14 protein-coding genes are annotated in these 20,719 nt (G+C 69.2%); 7 read left to right on the plus strand and 7 right to left on the minus strand.

What is annotated here, in order from left to right; translation table 11 throughout:
- Positions 1-8: 8 nt before the first annotated feature.
- The gene (locus tag FBZ89_RS01125) at positions 9-938 is read right to left on the minus strand and encodes a 2-dehydro-3-deoxygalactonokinase (protein ID WP_145748193.1); all 930 of its coding nucleotides are present in this window, start codon (positions 936-938) and stop codon (positions 9-11) included.
- 1 nt (position 939) lies between these two features.
- Complete coding sequence (locus tag FBZ89_RS01130; RefSeq protein WP_145748194.1) at positions 940-2,673, minus strand: IlvD/Edd family dehydratase; 1,734 nt, start codon at positions 2,671-2,673, stop codon at positions 940-942.
- Between the two features lie 427 nt (positions 2,674-3,100).
- On the opposite strand from FBZ89_RS01130, the gene FBZ89_RS01135 reads away from it, so the two are divergent.
- Positions 3,101-3,955 (plus strand): SDR family NAD(P)-dependent oxidoreductase, encoded by an 855-nt coding sequence (locus tag FBZ89_RS01135; protein ID WP_145748195.1) that lies wholly within the window; start codon positions 3,101-3,103, stop codon positions 3,953-3,955.
- 49 nt (positions 3,956-4,004) lie between these two features.
- Here FBZ89_RS01135 and FBZ89_RS01140 read toward each other — a convergent pair whose 3' ends face one another.
- Positions 4,005-5,420, minus strand: a complete 1,416-nt coding sequence (locus tag FBZ89_RS01140; RefSeq protein WP_246171969.1) for an aminotransferase-like domain-containing protein — start codon at positions 5,418-5,420, stop codon at positions 4,005-4,007.
- Positions 5,421-5,604: 184 nt separating this feature from the next.
- On the opposite strand from FBZ89_RS01140, the gene FBZ89_RS01145 reads away from it, so the two are divergent.
- Together FBZ89_RS01145 and FBZ89_RS01150 are read left to right on the plus strand one after the other, a co-directional pair.
- The gene (locus FBZ89_RS01145; RefSeq protein ID WP_145748197.1) at positions 5,605-6,504 is read left to right on the plus strand and encodes a LysR family transcriptional regulator; all 900 of its coding nucleotides are present in this window, start codon (positions 5,605-5,607) and stop codon (positions 6,502-6,504) included.
- Positions 6,505-6,635: 131 nt separating this feature from the next.
- Positions 6,636-7,472, plus strand: a complete 837-nt coding sequence (locus FBZ89_RS01150) for an oxidoreductase (protein WP_145748198.1) — start codon at positions 6,636-6,638, stop codon at positions 7,470-7,472.
- A gap of 72 nt (positions 7,473-7,544) precedes the next feature.
- Here FBZ89_RS01150 and FBZ89_RS01155 read toward each other — a convergent pair whose 3' ends face one another.
- Positions 7,545-9,029, minus strand: a complete 1,485-nt coding sequence (locus FBZ89_RS01155; protein ID WP_186457123.1) for a methyl-accepting chemotaxis protein — start codon at positions 9,027-9,029, stop codon at positions 7,545-7,547.
- A 385-nt stretch (positions 9,030-9,414) separates the two neighbouring features.
- On the opposite strand from FBZ89_RS01155, the gene FBZ89_RS01160 reads away from it, so the two are divergent.
- On the plus strand, positions 9,415-11,487 hold the full coding sequence (locus FBZ89_RS01160) for a M1 family metallopeptidase (RefSeq protein WP_145748199.1): 2,073 nt from the start codon (positions 9,415-9,417) through the stop codon (positions 11,485-11,487).
- 24 nt (positions 11,488-11,511) lie between these two features.
- Here the strand turns inward: FBZ89_RS01160 and FBZ89_RS01165 are convergent, their stop codons facing one another.
- The 3 genes from FBZ89_RS01165 to FBZ89_RS01175 all read right to left on the minus strand — a co-directional run bounded on the left by FBZ89_RS01165 (position 11,512) and on the right by FBZ89_RS01175 (position 14,849).
- Positions 11,512-13,542, minus strand: coding sequence for a multicopper oxidase family protein (locus tag FBZ89_RS01165; protein ID WP_145748200.1), 2,031 nt, complete (start codon positions 13,540-13,542; stop codon positions 11,512-11,514).
- A gap of 74 nt (positions 13,543-13,616) precedes the next feature.
- Positions 13,617-14,090: a DUF1810 domain-containing protein gene (locus FBZ89_RS01170; protein ID WP_145748201.1), complete on the minus strand. Its 474-nt coding sequence runs from the start codon at positions 14,088-14,090 to the stop codon at positions 13,617-13,619.
- Positions 14,091-14,222: 132 nt separating this feature from the next.
- Positions 14,223-14,849, minus strand: a complete 627-nt coding sequence (locus tag FBZ89_RS01175; RefSeq protein WP_145748202.1) for an FMN-dependent NADH-azoreductase — start codon at positions 14,847-14,849, stop codon at positions 14,223-14,225.
- Between the two features lie 169 nt (positions 14,850-15,018).
- Between FBZ89_RS01175 and FBZ89_RS01180 the strand changes: the two genes are divergently transcribed.
- From FBZ89_RS01180 to FBZ89_RS01190, 3 genes are all read left to right on the plus strand, one after another.
- Positions 15,019-15,975 (plus strand): LysR substrate-binding domain-containing protein, encoded by a 957-nt coding sequence (locus FBZ89_RS01180; RefSeq protein WP_145748203.1) that lies wholly within the window; start codon positions 15,019-15,021, stop codon positions 15,973-15,975.
- 165 nt (positions 15,976-16,140) lie between these two features.
- Complete coding sequence (locus FBZ89_RS01185) at positions 16,141-17,772, plus strand: hypothetical protein (protein ID WP_145748204.1); 1,632 nt, start codon at positions 16,141-16,143, stop codon at positions 17,770-17,772.
- 126 nt (positions 17,773-17,898) lie between these two features.
- The gene (locus FBZ89_RS01190) at positions 17,899-20,712 is read left to right on the plus strand and encodes an ATP-binding protein (RefSeq protein WP_145748205.1); all 2,814 of its coding nucleotides are present in this window, start codon (positions 17,899-17,901) and stop codon (positions 20,710-20,712) included.
- Positions 20,713-20,719: the final 7 nt, after the last annotated feature.

The following is a 20,719-nucleotide window of genomic DNA, read 5'->3' on the forward strand; positions in this document are numbered from 1 at the left end:
GCGTTCCTTCACAGGCGGCGGAAATAGGCCAGCAGGCCGGCGGTGGACTGCTCGGCGCCGTTCAGCGCCAGGGCGGCCACGCCGTGGCTGGCCAATGCCAGGGTATATAGGGTGTTCAGCGCCGGGGCGCCGACCAGGACCACCCGCGTGGGCGCCGGCCTGCCCAGCGCCCGGTGCCGGGCCAGGGTGGCGGCCACGTCACCGCCGATGACCAGGCCGGACAGGAAGCCCAGGGCGTCCTTGGGCGTCAGCACGCCCGCCATCTGCCGGGCGCGGGTTTCGAACAGCAGGTGCAGGACGTCGGCGCCCGCCTCCGCCACCCGCTTCAGGCCGTGGCGGAAGCCGGCATCCGGCGTGCCATCCCACTCGGCCGCCCCGCGCGCCAGGGTGCTGTGCTTGGACAACAGGGCGTAGATCTCGCCCGACATGGCGGTGGTGAAACCGGTGATGCGACCGTCCGACAGATCCACCCACTTGGAATGGGTGCCGGGCAGGCACAGCAGATGGTCGCCCGCGGCGAGATCCGGATGGGTGATGAGGGCGCCCAGCACCTGGGTTTCCTCCCCCCGCATGACGTCGGGGGCACCCTGCAGGTTAGTGCCCTTCACGCCCGGCGCGATGTAGACGGCGCGGCCGTCTAGGTCGATGCGGTGCAGGTGGCCCGCGATCTCCGCCGCCCCCGCCGGGGCGGCGGCGTAGGGCACCTCCACCCAGCCGAGGGTGGAGCCCACCATGCCGCACAACAGCAGGGGCAGACGGCCGTGGGCGGCATCCCAATCGGCCAGCAGGCCCCGCACCGTGTCGGGGAAGCCGCCCGCCGGCACGGCGGCGGCGCCGGGACCGGCGCGGGTGTCCAGCACGGCGCCGTCCGCGTCAACCAGCGACAGGCGCAGGTTGCTGGTGCCCCAATCGCCGGCGATGAAGACGGGTGCCGCCATGTCAATGCGACTCCCGCGTGACGCGGTCGCCGCTGGCGCCCACCAGGAAGTCCAGGTCGCAGCCCTTGTCGGCCTGCATCACATGCTCGACATGCAAGCGGTAGTAGCCGCGCGCCGGAAGGGGGGCGGCGGGCTGGGCCGCCAGCTCGGCCCGTCGGCGGGCCAACTCGGCCTCGCCCACCAGCAGGGACAGGCTGCGCGCCGGCCCGTTCAGCTCGATCTCATCGCCCGTGCGCACCAGGGCCAGCGGGCCGCCGGCGGTGGATTCAGGGGCGACGTGCAGCACCACGGTGCCGAAGGCCGTGCCGCTCATGCGGGCGTCGGAGATGCGCACCATGTCCTTGACCCCCTTGGCCAGCAGCTTGGGCGGCAGGGGCATGTTGCCCACTTCCGGCATGCCGGGATACCCCTTCGGGCCACAGCCGCGCAACACCAGCATGGAGGTTTCGTCCACCTCCAGCGCCGGATCGTCGATGCGGGCCTTGAAGTCCTCGATGGTGTCGAACACCACGGCGCGGCCGCGATGGGTCAGCAGCTCGGGCGAGGCGGCGTTGGGCTTCATCACCGCGCCATCGGGCGCCAGGTTGCCGCGCAGCACCCAAATGCCGGAGACGGGCTTCACCGGGTTGGCCATGGGGCGGATGACCTGGTCGTTGTAGACCTCGCCCTCCGCCACGATGTCGCCGATGGTCATGCCGCCGACGGTGACCGCGTCCAGGTTCAGCTTGTCCTTGATCTTGGTCATCAGGCCCGGCAGCGCGCCGGCGTAGTGGAAATCCTCCATCAGGTATTGGCCCGACGGCTGCAGGTCCACCAGCAGGGGGATGTCGGCGCTCAAGGCGTCGAAGTCCTCCAGCGACAAGTCAACGCCCAGCCGGCCGGCAAGGGCCAGCAGGTGGATCACGGCGTTGGTGGACCCGCCGATGGCGGCGTGTACGCGGATGGCGTTCTCGAAGGCGGCGCGGGTCAGGATGTGCGACGGCTTCACGTCGTCCTTCACCATGGCGACGATGCGGCGGCCTGTCTCATGCGCCATGGCGCGGCGGCGGGCGTCCATGGCCGGCAGCGTGCCGTTGAAGGGCAGCGACAGGCCCATGGCCTCGATCAGGCAGGCCATGGTGGAGGCGGTGCCCATGGTCATGCAGGTGCCGGGCGAGCGGGACATGCCGGCCTCGGCCCCCATGAAGTCCTTCAGCGTCATCTCGCCGGCGCGCACCGCCTCGCTGAACTTCCACACGTCGGTGCCGGAGCCGATGTCCTTGCCCCGGTACTTGCCGTTCAGCATGGGGCCGGAGGAGATGACCATGGTGGGCAGGTCGACGCTGGCCGCCCCCATGATCTGGCCCGGGGTGGTCTTGTCGCAGCCGCCCAGCAGCACCACGCCGTCGATGGGGTTGCCGCGGATCGATTCCTCAACCTCCATGGCCAGCAGGTTGCGGAACAGCATGGCGGTGGGGCGCATCTGCGTTTCGCCCAGCGACATGGCGGGGAATTCCACCGGCAGGCCGCCGGCCTCCCACACGCCGCGCTTCACATGCTCCGCCACCTCGCGCAGGTGGGAATTGCAGGGGGTCAGTTCCGACCAGGTGTTGCAGATGCCGATGACCGGCCGGCCGTCGAACACGTCGCCGGGCAGGCCCTGGTTCTTCATCCAGCTGCGGTGGATGAACCCGTCGCGGTCCAGTTTCCCATAGCTGTGCGCGCTGCGTAACTTCCGCTTGCCGTCGTCGGTCATCGTCCGTCCACCTCGGGGGCCTGGAACGGCCCCGGTCCTTGGCACGGGGTGGGGTGATGGGTGGCCGGACCCTTCGGGACGCAGGCCTGGTCGTGGCCTGGGCACGCAAGTCAACCGGTCGCCCGCGGCGGCTGATGGCATGGGGCCAAACAGTGGCCGCCCGCACCCGCCGTTTCCCCACCCAATGTCGTTATGATAGGAGGTTGCGGCGCGGTTTGCGGTATCGTGACCGTCATGGCACGACCCCACGACCCGGCGCCCAGCCTCCGGTTCTTGGTATGATTTATCGGACAAAAATGGCCCCTGTAAAGGGGATTTGGTGGCATGGGGAATTGCGGCCTGGGTGGGACCGTTCTAACTATCCTTCCTGACCCGGCCGTCACGCGGCCCAACGCCCATGGGCCCAATGCGTAAGGAAGGCGCCCCCATGCCAGACAGCAACCAGCCCGCCACCGGTCCCATCGACACCCCGGAAGAGCCGCCGCCCGGCGCCCCGGAAGGCGTGACCCAGCATCTTTATCCCGTCTATGGCGACCTGGCGGGCAAGGCCGTGCTGATCAGCGGCGGGGGGTCCGGCATCGGCGCCTATCTCACCTACGCCTTCGCGGCCCAGGGCTGCCGCGTCGCCTTCATCGCCCTACGTGAGCCGTCGGCCTTGGCCCTGGTGCAGGCGGTGGAGGCCGCGACCGGCCACCGTCCCGTCTTCCTGCGCTGCGACCTGCGCGACGTGGAGACGCTGCAGGCCAAGGTGCGTGAGGCGGAGGCGCAGATGGGCGGCTTCGACGTGCTGGTCAACAACGCGGCCCGCGACGACCGCCACGCCACCGCCGATGTCACGGTGGCGGAGTGGGACGACAATCTGGCCATCAACCTGCGCCCGCAGTTCTTCCTGGCCCAGACGGTGGTGCCGGGCATGAAGCGCGCCGGCGGCGGCGCCATCGTCAACCTGGGCTCCACCGCCCATAACCTGGGCCTGGCGGGATACCCGGCCTATGTCGCCGCCAAGGCGGGCGTCACCGGCCTGACCCGGGCGCTGGCCCGCGAGTTCGGCCCCGACGGCATCCGCGTCAACACCGTGGTGCCCGGCTGGGTCATGACGGAACGGCAGCGGCGCCTGTGGGTGACCCCGGAAGCCCTGGCCGAGACCCTGGCCGCGCAATGCCTGAAACGCCCCCTGTCGGGCGAGGACATCGCCAGCGCCGTGCTGTTCCTGGCCTCACGCGCATCCAGCATGATGACGGGTCAGTCGCTGGTGGTGGATGGCGGCAGAAGTTTCAGTTAGCCCTCATACGCCGAGCGGGCGCGGTCTATGGGCACCATACAAGACGGGTTCAGATCACCCCCGTCGCCCCGCCCCTCGGTCCCGCCAGCAGGCCCGCCACCCTGACCAGCGCGCCCTTCAGCGACACCGCGTCGGGGGCGGCACCCAGCGCCAGGCGCACGGCGGCGGGCACCGGGGTGTCGGATGACAGGAAGGCATCGCCCGCCACCAGGGTCAGGCCGGTGCGGGCGGCGCGCTGGACGAAGGCGTGGGGCGTCCAGTCGGGCGGCAGGCTGAGCCACAGGTGCAGACTGTCCGGCTGGGCCTGGTAGCTGCCCGGGGGCAGGATATCCGCCGCCAGGCGCTGGCGCGCCGTCGCCTCGGCCCGGATGGCCTCCGCCAGGGTGGCGGCGGTGCCATCCAGGATCCAGTCAGCCGCCAACCCCGCCGCCAGGGGAGAGGGCATCTGCGTCTGGGTGCGCAGCACGCCCTCGAACCGTTCCGCCTGGATGGCGTCGGGGGCGGCGACATAGGCGGTGCGCAGGGCCGGCGTCAGGCATTTGGATAGGGTGGCCACATGCCAGACCTGGGCGGGGGCCAGGGCCGCCAGGGGCGTGCCGGGGGTGGCCGCCAGCGCGCCATAGGCGTCATCCTCCACCACCGTCAGGCCCTGGGCCTGGATGACGTCCGCCAGGGCTTGGCGCCGCCCTTCCGACATCGTCGCCGTGGTCGGGTTGTGATGGGTGGGGGTGCAATAGAGCAGGCGGGCGCCGCTGCCGCGGCAGGCGGCCGCCACCGCGTCGGGCACCAGCCCCTCGCCATCGCAATCCACCGCCACCACCCGCAGGCCCAGGCGCGCCGCGATGGCGGTGAAGCCCGGGTAGCTCAGCGTTTCCGCCAGCACCACGTCAGCCCGTTGCGCCAGCAGGGACAACAGCGCGTGCAACGCCGCCTGCGCCCCCGGCGTCACCAGCACGCGGTCGGCATGCGGGCTGGTGTTGGCCGCCAGCCCGGCGGCGGTGTAGCGGCGGCGCAGCCATGCGGCCCCGGCCGTGCGTTCCGTGGCGCCGCCGCCCGCGGCGCGATAGCCCAGGCGACGCCCCAGGTCCGGCGCCCGCACCAGCCGTTCCAGCCCCTGGGCCAGGTGGGTGCGCAACAAGGCCAGCGGTTGCGGCGGCACGTTCATGGACATGTCGATGTCGCCCTGGGCCAGGGGCGCCATGTCCGCCGCGGCGCGGTCTGAAATGAAAGTGCCCCGCCCCACCACGCCCGACAGCAGGCCACGGTGGCGCGCCTCGGCATAGGCGCGGGTGACGGTGGTCAGGTCGATGCCCAGCGCCTCCGCCAAGGCGCGCTGGGTGGGCAGGCGTTCCCCCGGCACCAGCCGCCCGGCGCCGATGTCGGCCGCCATGGCGTCGGCGATGGCCAGGTAAAGCGGCCCGCCCCGGCCGTCCAAGCGGGGTTTCCACAAATCATCGTCGGCCACGGCCACCTCACTGCCCTTATTGCATGGATTATGTGTATGCGGACAATCGACATAAGAAGGCATGCAATAGCCTTATGCCATGATTTCCATCAATGGATTTGGGGCCGGAGTGTCGGCAGACACAGCGCCGCCGCCGACGGCCGTGCTATCCGCTGGCGATTGATCCTGTTGGGGAAGGGACAGCATGCGGGGCAGTGAGTTCGCGGATCTGCGGGCGTTCGCCACCATCGTGGCGTACGGCACCTTCGCGCGGGCGGCGGTGCAGTTGAGCGTCTCCCCCTCGGCGCTCAGCCAGACCATCCGGGGGCTGGAGGCGCGGCTGGGCGTGCGCCTGCTGAACCGCACCACACGCAGCGTTTCCGTCACCGATGCCGGCTCGCGCCTCTACGCCCGCCTGAAGCCGGTGTTGGAGGAGCTGGAGGCCGCCGTCGCCGACGTGAACGACCTGCGCGAGCGGCCGGCCGGCACCCTGCGCCTGACCTCCTCCCGCGTCGGGGCGGAGCGGTTCCTGGCGCCCATCCTGGGTGAATTCCACCGCGCCTATCCCGAGATCGTCCTGGACACCACGGTGGACGACGTGGTGCGCGACATCGTGGCGGAGGGCTACGACGCCGGCATCCGCCTGGGCGAGATGATTTCCGACGACATGGTGGCCATCAAGCTGGGCGGCAGCCTGCGCCAGGTGGCCGTGGCCACCCCTGAGTATCTGGCCCGCCACGGCGTGCCGCAGCATCCGCGCGACCTGCTGGACCATGCCTGCATCAACTGGCGCTGGACGGAGACGGGCCGCATCTACCATTGGGAGTTCCAGGAGCCGGGCGGCGATTGGTTTTCCGTCGCGGTGAAGGGTCCCATCATCGTCACCGACCGCAGCATGGTGCTGGCCGCCGCCCTGCAGGGCGTGGGCATCGCCCTGTGGCTGGAGGACCGCATACTGCCCTACGTCAAGGACGGCCGGCTAGTGCCGATCCTGGAGGAATGGTCGGGCGCCTTCCCAGGGTTTTTCCTGTGCTATCCCAAGCAGCGGCACACGCCCCTGCCGCTGCGCGTCTTCACCGAATTCATGCGCGCGACCTACGGCTGATTATGTACGACACCCTTCATTAACCGTTTCGACTATAGCGCATACCGCACAGAGCGGCCGTTCCCCATCTTCAGCGCATCCCCGGCCCATTCCCCCGTTTTCAGGGCCGGCTTTCAGGAAGGATGCGGATCATGGTCAACGACACCCAACAGGTCTGGTTCATCACCGGCGTTTCGCGCGGCTTCGGCAAGGAGCTGGCGCGCACCCTGCTGGACCAGGGCCAAGTCGTCATCGGCACCACCCGCGACGGCCAGAGCGATCTGCCCGCCGACGGCCGGCTGCACGTCCTGCCGCTGGACGTGACGGACGCGGCCCAGGTTAAGGACACGGTGGCCAAGGCCCATGCCCTGCACGGCCGGCTGGACGTGGTGGTCAACAACGCCGGCTATGGCCTGCTGGGTGCGGTGGAGGATGGCGACACCGCCGCCACCCGCCACATGTTCGAGGTCAACTTCTTCGGCGCCTTGGCGGTAATGCAGGCGTCCCTGCCGCTGATGCGGGCGCGCCGGGCCGGCCACATCGTCAACATCACCTCCATCGCCGGGCTGGCGCCGGGCGTGGGTTCCGGCCTGTACGCCGCATCCAAGTTCGCGCTGGAGGGCGTGTCGCTCAGCCTGGCGCAGGAGGTGGCGCCCCTGGGTATCGGCATCACGCTGGTGGAGCCGGGCGCCTTCCGCACCGACTTCCTGACCGATCATTCCCTGCGGCTGACCGGCGCCCCCATCGCGGACTATGCCGCGACGGCCGGGGCGGCGGTGGCCCGCCTGCAGGCGCTGAACGGCAGGCAGCCGGGGGACCCGGCGCTGGCCGCCCGCGCCATCGTGGCCGCCGTGCGCTCACCCAACCCGCCCCTGCACCTGGTGCTGGGCACCGACGCCTGGAACCGGGTGCAGGCCCGGCAGGAGGCGTTCACCGCCAACCTTGCCGACTGGCGGCCGGTCGCGCTCAGCACCGACTTCCCGGCCTGAGGTCATCACAGCGTTTCCGGCGGCGGCACGGGGAGCAACCGGCCGCCGGATCACCGGAGCGGGGTGTTCCGCTTATTGGGCCAGCACGCGCGCCGCTTCCCGGGTCTTGTCCACCATGGTTTCCACCTGCCGGATGGCGCGGCCGATGTCGTTGATGTTTTCGGTCACGGTGTCCACGGCGCCGGCGGTCTGCTGCATGTTCTGCGACATTTCCAGCGTGACGGCGCCTTGCTGCTCCACCGCCGCCACGGCCGAGGTGACATGGTCGCGCACGGCATCGATGGAGCGGCGGATGCCTTCCAGGGCGCCGACCACCTCGCCGGCCACGGACTGCATGCCGGTGATCTCGTCCGAAATCCCCTGCGTGGCCCTTGCCGCCTGGTTGGCCAGGTTCTTCACCTCGGTGGCGACGACGGCGAAGCCCTTGCCGGCCTCCCCCGCCCGCGCCGCCTCGATGGTGGCGTTCAAGGCCAGCAGGTTGATCTGGCCGGCGATCCCACGGATGACATCCACCACCCGCTCCATGGACTGGGCGACGGCGTTGAGGCGCTCGGTCGCCAACCCGGCGGTTTCCGCCTCGGCCGCGACACTGTCCACCGCCTGACGGGACTGGATCATATTGGCCGCCAGTTCGCGGGTGGACGCGGCGAGCTGTTCCGCCCCGGCGGCGATGCCCTGGACCGCGCCGGCCGTCTGGTTCGCCGCCGCGGCCACGCCCTCGGACCGGCCCACCGACTGTTCGACGGCGATGTCGATCTCCTTGAAGTTGCTGTCGATCAGCTGCTTCAGGTTTGCCAGCATGCGCACCTGGCGGGTGATGTCGGTGGCATACTTCACCACCTTGTACGGCCGGCCATCGGGATCGAGGATGGGATTGTACGAGGCCTCGATCCACACCTCGCGCCCGCCCTTGCCGATGCGCTTGAACTGCGCGGCCTGAAACTCACCCCGGCGCAGGGCGTCCCAGAACTGACGGTATTCCGTGGTGTCCTTGTAGCCCGCCTCCACGAACAGGCTGTGGTGCCCGCCCTCGAGCTCCGCCGCCGTGTAGCCCATGGTGGTCAGGAAATTGTCGTTGGCGCGCAGGATGGTGCCGTCCAGGCTGAATTCGATGACCGCCTGCGACTTGTTGATGGCTGTGACCTGGCCCTGCAGGTCGGCGTGTTCCCGCTTCGCCGCCGTCACGTCGGTCGCGTACTTCACCACCTTGTACGGCCGGCCGGCGCGGTCGAGGATAGGGTTGTATGAGGCCTCGATCCAGACTTCGCGGCCGCCCTTTCCCAAACGCTTGAACTGCGCGGCCCGGAATTCCCCCCGGCGCAGGCTGTCCCAGAACTGGCGGTATTCCAGGCTGTCCCTATACCCTGGCGCCACAAACAGGCTGTGATGCCGCCCCTTCACCTCGGCCAGGGTATAGCCCATGGCCTTCAGGAAGTTGTCGTTGGCGGTGAGGATGGTGCCGTCCAGGGCGAACTCGATAATGGCCTGTGACTTGCCCAGGGCAGCCAGTGTCGCCTTCATGTCCCGGATATGTCGCGCCAGAAAAGACCGAAACATTAACCACTCCGCGAAGTAAGAGTTCGCCCTTTTAAGATGACTAAAGGGCCTTTCACACAAAAGTACGGCACGCTTATTGAAGACAAAAACGCAAAAGACGGCTCTGACGGAGGCGCCAGTTGGACGTCAATGTAATTTGAATGCTATTCTGTGTCTATGTGGATTCCAAATCCATTATGGCCAACCATTATTTCTCTTGGTTATGATTTACTGACCGGCCATCCGGAAGCGGGTGCCGCCCATTGCCGCAGGGCTTCCCCTCTTTTGCGCAATACCCCATGATGGCAGTGACTTAACGGTCGGCGCCACGCCTTGGGCGGGGGATGAGGGCGCCCGGCCACCCATCCTTCCGCCCCCTGAAACGACAGCAAAGGTCGCCTTCTCCATGGCCATGTCCTGGTTCCGCCGCACCGTGTCCATCGGGTTCGCACTGGCCTTGACCGCCGTGGGAACAAGCCATGGCCAAAGCGCTCAACCTACCGATACGCAGCAAGCCTCGCCGCGGATCACCCCGCAGCTGGAAAAACCCGCCGACCCCGAACCGCCGCTGGCCACCGCCTATCGCCCATTCGAGGCGTTCGCGCCCCTGACCCTGCCCCAGGCGGTGAACCAGTACCGGTCGGGCAGCGGCCTGCCGGGTCCGGCCTATTGGCAGAACCGCGCGGATTATGAGCTGCACGCCCGCCTGGATCTGAGCAACCCCGACACCCCCGCGCTGAGCGGTGGCAGCGTCATCCGCTACACCAATAACAGCCCGGACGCGCTGGACCGGCTGTGGCTGCAACTCGACCAGAATATCTACCGCAAGGACGCGCGGGCGGCCGTGACCGGCGGCGGACGTGCCAGCCGGGGCAGCACCGACGGCATGACCATCAAGGCGGTCGCGGTCGATATGGGGGATGGCAAGGTGGTGGCCCTGCCCTTCCACATCGATGATACCCGCATGTGGATAGACCTGCCCCGGCCGCTGGCGGCCAAGGGCGGCAAGCTGGCGCTGCACATCGACTATGCCTACACCATCCCCGGCACCTGGGGCGGGCGCACGGCGCACACGCCCACCCAGAACGGTGAGATCTATGAGATCGCCCAGTGGTACCCGCGCATGGCGGTTTACGACGATCTGCGCGGCTGGGACACCTTGCCCTACCTGGGGTCGGAGTTTTATCTGGAGTACGGCGACTTCGACTACACCGTCACCGTGCCGGCCACCATGCTGGTGGCGGGTTCGGGCGAACTGGTGAACGGGGCGGAGGTGCTGACGCCCACGCAAGTGAAGCGCCTGGACCAGGCCCGCGCCAGCGACGCCACGGTGATGATCCGCACGCCGGATGAGGTGACGGCCCCCGGGAGCCGCCCGCGCACCAATGGGGAGATGACCTGGCATTTCCGCATGAAGAACACCCGCGACGTGGTGTTCGCCGCCTCAGCCGCCTTCGTCTGGGACGCCGCGCGGGTGAACCTGCCGGAGGGCAAGCACGCCCTGGCCATGTCGGTTTACCCGGTGGAGGGTGTGGGGCCGGACAAGTGGAACCGGTCGACGGAGTACCTGAAGGCCGCCATCGAGCATTTCTCCAGCCAGTGGTTCCCCTATCCCTGGCCCGTCGCCGTCAACCTGGGCGGCCATGGCGCCGGCATGGAATACCCGGGGGTCGTGTTCGACGGGTACAAGGACCAGGGCAAGACCCTGTACTGGATCACGGCGCACGAGATTGGCCACACATGGTTCCCCATGATCGTGGGGTCCAACGAGCGGCGAGACGCCTGGATGGATGAGGGGTCCAACACCTTTATCGACATCTACGCCCAGGACGCCTTCAACCACGGCGAATACGCGCCCAAGCGCGACGGGGAATACGCGCCCGGCGGCGGCAACCCGGTGGACGAGATCCTGCCCCTGCTGACCGACGCGTCGGCGCCGAATATCATCAACGCCCCCGATGGCATGTCGGAGAAGTACCGCCACCCCGTCAGCTACTTCAAGCCGGCCCTGGGCCTGGTGCTGCTGCGCGAACAGATCCTGGGGCCGGAGCGGTTCGATGCCGCCCTGCGCCGCTATATCCGCGCCTGGGCCTACAAGCACCCCTCACCGTCCGACTTCTTCCGCGCAATGGAATCCGGCGCGGGCGAGGACCTGACCTGGTTCTGGCGCGGCTGGTACTTCAACAACTGGGCGGTGGACTTCGCCGTGCGCAAGGTCGCCTACGCCGAGGGCGGGCCGGACAAGGGCGCCCTGGTCACCCTGGCGGCCCTGGACCGCCTGGTCCTGCCGGCCACCCTGCAGGTGGACTACGCCGACGGCAGCCAGCGCAGCCTGCGCATTCCGGTGGAGACCTGGCGCGGCCGGGCCGAGACCGCCGTGCGCCTGGACGGCGGCCCCGCCATCACCCGCGTCACCATCGACCCCACCCACGCCCTGCCCGACACCGACCGGGCCAACGACGTGTGGGAGATGAAGTAGGGATGAAAGCAGGGTGCCGGCGGCTCAGTGATGCCCTGCCCCTTCGTGGTGATGCGCGTGGGGGGTGATGGTGGGCGCCTTGCCCGGTTCCACCATCTCCACCAGTTCCATCATGCCGTTATCCTCGTGGCTGGTGTTGTGGCAGTGCATGACGATGGCGCCGCTGTAGTCCAGCGCCTGGCTGAGGAACTGCACCACCTCGCCGTAATTGAAGCCGGTGTTGGCGTCGACGTTGGTCAAGCCGCCCGGGAAGGTGCAGTTCGTTCCGCCCACCGCCGGGGCGCAATTGATCAGCACCGTGTCGCGCCAAATGGGGAAGGCGTAGTCGATCGTGCCCCGCCTCACCACCTGGAAGGAATTGGTGTGGATGTGGAACATGTGGGTGTCGGCCGCGCTCATCACCCCCCACAGGTTCGTCTGGCCCAGGGTCAGGATGCGCTGCGGACCGCCCTCGGCATTGAAGGGGCGGCCGTTGACCACCGAGGCGCCGCCGGCCGATTCCGCGTAGGTGCCGCTGGTGAAGCCGAACACCACCCCCTGGGTGGGGGAGGCCGGCCGGTCGGGCGCGTCCACCAGGGTGGCGGGGGCGTACAGCCGGTTCAGCTGTGACTGGGTGGGCAGGGCGGTCGCCGTGGACCGGGACGCCGCCACCACGTTGACCGTCATCACCAGCTGCGCGTCCGGCACCACGCCGGGCTTGCACAGATCGCCGATGCCGGGCTGGCGCGCCAGGGGATCCCGCGATGATTGCTGCCGCTTCACCACCGCGCCGGGGGCGGGCTGGACCAGCAGGTAACGGCCGGGCTTGGCCGGCGCCTTGACCATCAGATCCAGGCGCTGGCCCGGCGCCAGGAACAGCAGCTCGTTATTCACCACGCCCTTGCCGTCCGGCCGGGCCACCGGCGCCGTCAGGCGCAGCGGCAGATCCTCCTCCCCCGGGGACAGGGTGCGCTGCACCGGCACGCCGTCGGCAGCCAGGACGTAGGCGGCGGGCGCCGCCGTCGCGTCCACGCCGGTTTGGGGCACCAGGCACATGGGCACCACATTGCCCACCGTGGTGTTCACCACCCGCCACAGCTGCACCTCATCCGTCGTCATGGTAACGGTGGGGTTCAGCTGGCCATTGACGGACAGTTTCTGGTTCACGTTCGTCGCCGGCTCGGGCGCCGGCTGGCCGTCGATATAGGTGCAGCGGGCGAAGGAATAGACGCTCTTGCACGTCACCCGCTGCGGGCTGGTCAGGTTGGGCGCGGATTCGATGCTTTGCAGCAGCATCACCTTTTCCGCTGCCGCCCGGACAGCGGGCAGGCTGTCGATGCCGTTCTTCTCATCCTGGATGATCAGCGCGCCGCTCATGCCGCTGGCCAACTGCAGGGCCACCGCCCCGTGCTTGTGCGGGTGGTACCAGTAGGTGCCGGCCGGATGCTGCTCCGGTATCTTGATGCGGTAGTGGTAGTCGCCCTTCTGGCACAGGCTGGCGTCGCCGCCCGCGTCCCGCACGCACATGGCCATGACATCGGCCGGCGTGTCGGCCGGGTAGATGGCCAGCAGCACATTGTCGCTGTCCTTCTGCGGGCTGACGTGCAGGCCATGGGTATGCAGGTTCAGCACGTCGAAGCCATGGGGCACGGCGTTGAACATGGTGCCGTCGCCCTCGTCCGCGTCGAACGGCAGGCCGTTGGTGAACAGGATATCCAGCGTGTCGCCGGGATGGGCGCGGATGGTGGGGCCGGCCAACAACTCACCCGTCGGCAGGGCGGCACCCGTCGCCTGCCTGCGCGCGGCCACCGCCGCCTTCACCTCCGCCTCCTTGCGGTCGCCGAAGCTGACGAAGGCGTTGGCCTGCACCTTCAGGGGCGCGCCATCGCCGTTGGGCAGGGTGAAAATCTGCGGGAAGGCCATCAGCTGCGACACGCCGGCCACCACCGGCGCCGGTGCCGGCTGGACCAGTTCCCCCGCCGGCGCGGGGCCGGCGGCCAATGTCGTGGCCAGCGCCGTTAAGGCCAAGCCCCCCGAGGCCAGCACCCGCTGGCCCGACTTCGCGATAATGGACATGCGCGTTCCCCCCTCAGCGTACACTTGGCGGCACACTGTCCGATATACGCGTATAAATCCATACTTCGCGCTACTTACACAGGCAAGTTTCGGGGCAGGCCCGCCAGATCGAGGGTGCGCCGGTCGGGCTGGCCGCCAAAGTATTTGTCCAGCGCATCCTGGAACAGGCTGTCGCAGTCACCCGCAGCCAGGTGGAACAGGGTCATGCTGGAGCGGAACTTCAGCGCGTCCACCGGGCCGAACACCGCCTGGGCGTCGTGGCCGGGCAACTCGTTGACCAGGCCGGTCAGCTGGCGCAGGCGCCCGCCGAGGATGGTGTGTTCCAGGTAGGCCCGCGCCTCGTCCAGCGAGGCCAGGGCGTAGTGTTGCGACGTCGCACTTTGGCCCAGCCCGGCGATCTGGGGGAAGAAGTGCCACATCCAATGGCTGCGCTTGTGCCCGGTGGTCAGCTCCTGGATCACCGTGTCCAGCTGCGGGTTCTGGGCGTCGACGAAGCGTTGCAGGTCCCAATGCGGGCTGGCGGTGGATGAGTCGACAGGGTGGTCCATGGCTCCCTTCCCTTATTCCCACGACGACCGGCGCACAGCATACACCGCCGGCCAAGAGAAAACCGGCGCCCCTGAGGGTCAGGGACGCCGGCTTCCAACCGCCAACGGGAAAATTTGTTCAGGAACCGTGGGTCAGGCGGCCTGGGCCACGAACAGGTCGCCGATCTGGGTGTTGGCGGCGGTCAGGGCGCCGGCCTTGGCGTCGGGGCCCATGGCGATGCCCTCGGCGCGGACGATGGTGACGTCGGTCATGCCCAGGAAGCCCAGGAAGGCCTTGAGATAGGCTTCCTGATGGTCCAGCGCCGCCTCGTACGGGGTGCCGGCGTACTTGCCGCCACGGGAGGAGACGAGGATGACCTTGCGGCCGCCGGCCAGGCCCTGGGGACCGGACTCGGTGTAGCGGAAGGTGCGGCCGGCCTGGGCCAGGCGGTCCAGGTAGGACTTAAGCTGGCTGGGGATGGAGAAGTTGTACATGGGCGCGCCGATGACCACGACATCGGCCGACAGCAGTTCATCCACCAGGGTATCGACCAGCGCGCGCTCGGCCTGCTGCGCCGGGGTCAGGTTCTGGTCGGCGCCGAACTTGGCGACGGCCAGCAGCTCCGCATCCAGGTGGGCGGGGGCCACGGCGGCGACATCACGGTACACCACCTCGCCCGACGGGTTGGCCTGCTGCCACGCCTGGACCACGGCGGCGGTCAGCTGGCGGGAGACGGAGGCCTGGGCCAGGGGGCTGGAATCGATGTGCAGGAGCTTCATGATCCATACTCTCATTTCTGGGATGGGCGCCGGTGAGACCCGGCCGCCGAAGACCCCTTGAGATTGCCACTGGAACGCCCTTGCCATCAGGGGGCAGATTTCACACTCTATGTTCCATGATTGGAACAATGGCCGCCCCCGGCAACCGGGCGGCGATCGGGGCCTCACCATGCGCGACCTGAACGACCTCTACTACTTCGCCCAGGTGGTGGAGCATGGCGGCTTCGCCGCGGCGGAGCGGGCGCTGGGCGTGCCCAAGTCCACCCTCAGCCGCCGCGTCTCCATGCTGGAGGACCAGCTGGGGGTGCGGCTGCTGCAGCGTTCCACCCGCCGCTTCGCCGTCACCGACGTGGGCCGCACCTACCACGCCCACTGCCTGGCCATGATCGCCGAAGCGGAAGCGGCACAAGAGGTGGTGGACCGCACCCGGGCGGAGCCGCAGGGCACCGTACGCGTCAGCTGCCCCACCGCCCTGGTGCCCACCCGCGTGGGGTCGGTCGTCACCCGCTACATGGCGCAACATCCGCGCGTGACCATCCGGCTGGAGGCCAGCAACCGCCGCGTCGACGTCATCGAGGAAGGCTACGACCTGGCCATCCGCGTGCGCATGCCGCCGCTGGAGGACAGCGACTTGATCGTCAAGGTGTTGGAAAGCCACGGTTCGGCCCTGGTGGCCAGCCCCGCCTTTCTGGATCGCCACGGCCGGCCCGCCACCCCGGAGGAGCTGTCGGCTCTGCCTGCCGCCGACATGCCGCGCACGGGTGGCGACTACGTCTGGCGCCTCTATGGTCCCGACGGCATCCTGCGCACCGTGCCGCATCAGCCCCGCCTGATCACCGAGGACATGGCCCTGTTGCGCGATGCGGCGCTGAGCGGGGTCGCCATCGCCCAGTTGCCCCACTTCATCATCGACAACTATCTGGCCCAGGGCATGCTGGAGGCGCTGTTGCCCGGCTGGACCCTGCCGGCGGGCGTGGTGCACGCGGTGTTCCCCTCGCGCCGGGGCCTGGTGCCGGCGGTGCGCGGCTTCATCGACGCCTTGGCGGCGGAATTCGCCGAGCGGCCCACGACCCCCTGCCCCGCCAACCCCGCCTGGATCGGCGGCGGGCCCAGCCTGGGGCTGTAGCGGCACAGCAGGGTGGCCCGCCCGCCGTGGCAGGAAAACCACCTTGGCCGCACATCTGCAACCATCCCACCCTTTGCCCTTGACAGCAGAGGCCGCCGCCGGTGCTACTGACACGCTAAGCATAAGAATTTTGGGGAAGTTTTGGTTTTGGGGGACCCATCCGCCATGCCTGGGTCGTCTACTGTCCGCCGCCTTGGTGCGCGGCTGGGCGGGTTTGCGCGCGCCGACCTGGCCCGGCGCGTCCTGCTGCCGCTGCTGGCCCCCCTCGCCGCCCTGGTCCTGATGTTGTGGCCAGCGCTGCTGAACGGCTTCCCCATCGTCTTCTTCGATACCGGCGGCTACATCGAGGCTGCGGCCGAGCGTGAACTGGTGGAGGGGCGGTCGCTGGCCTATGGCCTGTTCCTGCAGGCGGCGTCGCTGAACTGGCGCACGCTGTGGGGACCGGTGGTGGCGCAGAGCCTGCTGACCCTGTGGCTGTTGCGCCTGCTGTGCGCCGGCCTGGCGCCCAGCGACGGACTGCCGGGCGGCAACGGCAATGGGCTCGGCGCCCTGGGCCTGGTGGCGCTGCTGGCGCTGGGCACCGGCATGGCCTGGTACACCTCCCAGCTGATGCCGGACATCGCCATCCCCTTGGTGGTGGCGACCCTGTGGCTGCTGGCCTTCCGCTGGGATCGGCTGTCCTGGGGAACGCGCCTGGGCGCGGCCGCCGTGGGCTTGGTCAGCCTGCTGTCGCACATGTCAGGCATGGCCCTGGGCGCCGGCCTGGTGGCGGTGCTGGCCCTGATGAAGGCCGTGGGCGTCCTGGGCCGCCCCCGATCCTGGCGGGCCCTGCGCCTGCTGCCGGCGGCGGCCCTGGTGGCGGGCAGCGTGGTGACCCTGCCCCTGCTGAACGGCGCCGTCACCGGCGAAACCAGGCTGACCCCCGGCGGACCCCTGTTCCTGTTCGGCAGCCTGCTGCAGCAGGGCCAGGTGCGCCGCCTGCTGGACGAGCGGTGCACCGAGGATCCGCACGCCTACGCCCTGTGTTCCTATCGCCACCGCCTGCCGACCACGGCGGATGAGTTCCTGTGGGCGGAGGATTCCCCCCTGATGGCCCTGGGCGGCTGGGAAGGCATGGAGCCTGAGGCGGCGCGCATCAACATGGCGGTGATGCGCGCCTATCCCCTGGCCCTGGCCCTGGCTTCGCTGCAGGCGGGGATGGAACAGTTCTTTCGCGTGCAGACGGGCGATGGGCTGGACGAGTTCCACCGCAGCACCCGCGAGGCGGTGCACCAATGGCTGGCGCCGCTGGAGCCCACCTACCTGAAGGCCGACCAGCAGAGCGAGGGCCCGACCCCCGGCATGGCGGACCTGTCCAACTATCTGACCGTCCCCCTGGCCTATCTGGCGCTGACCGCACTGGCGGCCCTGGTCCCCCAAGCGGTAAGGCGTCGCGACGGCATGGCCCTGGGCGCCCTGGTGTTCCTGTGGGCAGCGCTGGCCGGCAACGCCCTGATCTGCGGCGCGCTGTCCAACCCGCACGACCGCTATCAGAACCGGCTGGTGTGGCTGGTGCCCGTGTTCGTCCTGGCCCTGAACACCCGCCTGCGCCAAACCGAGGATGAGGCGGAACCGGCGGTGCGGGTGCCCAATGCCCTGTCCCTGCCAACGGCCCTGCTGCGCCGTCGCGCGGCGCGGCCTGTCTTGACCAGTCCCCTCATCGATCTGGGTGTGCCGGATGGCCTGGCGGTGGAAATGGCGGGGGGAGACCTGCCCGCGGGAAACACCGCCGAGCGGGCGGCCGCACCCCAACCCTGACCTTCTTGGTAAGGCGCAAATCACCGTTGATTGCGCTACGCTTTTTAGGCGTTTGTGCCAACCAGGCCACCCCTGCCGCGCCCGCCCGCTCCGAGCCCGGCCCGGGCGCCAATCATGGACCCGCGGATGATCCGCTTCTCCCTCCCCATGCGGCTGCTGCTGGCGATCCTGCCGGCCGCCGGCATCATGCTGGGGGGGATGATCCTGGTCACCCTGCACCTGAGCCAACGGGTGGTGGAGCGTTTCATCAATGATTACGGCCGCGACACAGCCCAGCGCGAGGCCCTGGCCATCAGCGCCGGCATCCAGGAAGAGATGACCCTGGCCGAGGGCGCCGCCCGCCTGGTCTCCGCCCTGGCCGCCACGCGGGAGCGGGAAGGGGTCGCCCCCACGCTGGCCGACCGACGGCAGATCACCGAATACCTGCGCCAGGCGGCGGCCTTGCATCCCGAAGCCGTGGGCATCTGGTTCTTTGCCGAGCCCGACGCCCTGGGGCCCGACGCCGCGGCGCTGGCCGCGCGGGATCCCCTGGTGGGAATGGCGGCCACCGGCCGCTACGCCCTGTACGCCACCAGCCAGGAAGGCGCCGTGCGCCTGCAGTCCCCGCCGGCGGACTTCGACACCCAGGACTATTATGCCCGCGCCCAGCGCAGCCATCGCCTGGCCATCCTGCCGATCCATATCTTTCCCATACAGGGCGTGCCCACCGCCCTGGTTTCCCACGCCTTCCCGGCCATGGTGGGTGACCGCCTCATCGGCGTGGCCGGCGTGGACCTGGACCAGCGGCAGCGCGCCCACATTTATGAAGGGCACCATCCCTTCGGCGCACCCATCGCCATCATCAACACCTCCGGTGTCTGGGGCTATCACCCGGACCCGGCCCGGCTGGGCAGCGCCGCCACCTTCGGCGACGGACCCGACTATCAGTTCACACCAGGGGAACGGGTGTTCGTCAACCAGGCCCAGCCCTACAGCCTGGAACGCCGCCTGCCCGATGGGTCCCGGCTGCGCCGCTTCACCTGGCCGGTGGACTTGTTCCCCGGCGAGGGCCGGCGCCTGCTGGTCATGGACGTGCCCCTGGACCGGCTGGCGCGGCCCTTCGCCGGTATCCGCACCGCCATCCTGATGGCCGGATTGCTCTGCGCCCTGTTGCTGAGCGGCCTGGTGGTCCTGGCCGTACGCCTGATCGTTGCCAGGCCGCTGCAGCGTCTGCAGGCGGGGGTGGATTGGCTGAAGCGGGGCGAATACGACCGCACCCTGCCCGACCAGAACTGTCCCGACGTCATCGGCGACCTGGCGCGCGGGTTGGAGGACTTCCGCCAGACCTTGGTGGAACGGGACCATCTGCGGCGCGACCTGCAGCGGGTGGCGGCCTGCATCGAGGCGGCGCATGACGCCATCTACATGATGAGCCGCGACTACAAGGTGCTTTACGCCAACGGCCAGGCGTTGACCCTGGTGGGCGTCACCAACGGCGAAACCCTGCTGGGCAAGCGCATTTCCCAATTCGTCATGCCCGAGACGGCCGCCTCACTGGCGGGGCTGCGCCAGCAGATCGCCGCGAGCCTGGCCCATACCGGGGTGTGGACAGGCCAGGTCGATAACTGGACCACCCTGACCGGCTATCGCATCGAGGCGGTGGAGTTCACCGCCAGCAACGACCCCGGCGGTGACATCCTGGTCGTGGCCCGCGACGTGTCGGAACGTGACCGGGTGGAGCGGGAGCGTCAGATCCTGCAACGCCAGATCCTGCAGCAGGACAAGCTGGAAACGGTGGGCCGCTTGGCCGGCGGTGTCGCGCACGACTTCAACAATCTGCTGGGCGCCATCCTGGGCTATGCCGGCTTTCTGGCGGCCGACCTGCCGGCGGACAGTCCCGCGCGCGGCTATGCCGACCGCATCCTGGCGGTGGGTGCCAGCGCCAAGGAACTGGTCCGCCAGATCCTGGGCTTCGCCCGCACCGACGCCGGTGTGCAGGAGGTGGTGCCGGCCCGCGCCATCGTGGACGACGCGCAGGTGGTGCTGCGCTCCACCGTGCCGGCCACGACCCGCCTGACGTGCATGACCGAGGAAGGCCTGCCGCCCCTGCGCGCCAACCAGACGCAGATGATGCAGGTGTTGATGAACCTGGTCATCAACGCCCACGACGCCCGCCGGGGTGAGACGGGCGATATCACCATCCGCCTGAACCGGGGCCCCCAACCCTTCGCTTTCCCCGACGACTGGGCGGTGGCGGATATCCTGCCGGCACCGGTGGGCGCCCCGCATGTGGTGCTGGAGGTGACCGACCAGGGAACCGGCTTGGCGCCCGACCACCTGTCCCGCATGTTCGAACCCTTCTTCACCACCAAGGGCCAGGACAAAGGCACCGGCCTGGGCCTGGCCAATGTGCACAGCATCGTCAAGGCCCATGGCGGCGGCCTGGCGGTCGCGAGCAAGCCGGGGGCCGGCACCGTCATCCGCATCACCCTTCCCAGCCTGTCGGGTCCCAGCATAACCGCGGGCACGGCGCCCGCAGCCTCCTCTGGCGGAGCGGCCACGCCTTCGCCTCCCAATCCGGCCCCGGCCCGCCTGCGGGTGCTGGTGGTGGACGACACCGAGGCCATGGGCGAGCTGCTGCGCGAGGGCCTGACCCGGCGGGGCCACGACGTCACCGTCTGCGGCGAGCCGCAAGCGGCACTGACCCTGCTGGCCGACCAGACGAGGGGCTACAACGCCCTGATCACCGACCAGACCATGCCGGGCATGACGGGCCTGAGCCTGATCCATGCCGCCAAGGGCAGGAACCCCGGTCTGATCTGCGTGCTGTGCACCGGCTACAGCGCCAATGTGGACGAAGCCACGGCCCGCGCCGGCGGTGCCGATGCCTTTTTCATCAAGCCCCTGTCGGTGAAGATACTGATGGACCGCTTGGACGCGCTGTACGGCACCCGGAGTTGAGGCGCAC

The organism is Nitrospirillum amazonense (genome assembly GCF_007828045.1).
Classification (GTDB): domain Bacteria; phylum Pseudomonadota; class Alphaproteobacteria; order Azospirillales; family Azospirillaceae; genus Nitrospirillum; species Nitrospirillum amazonense_C.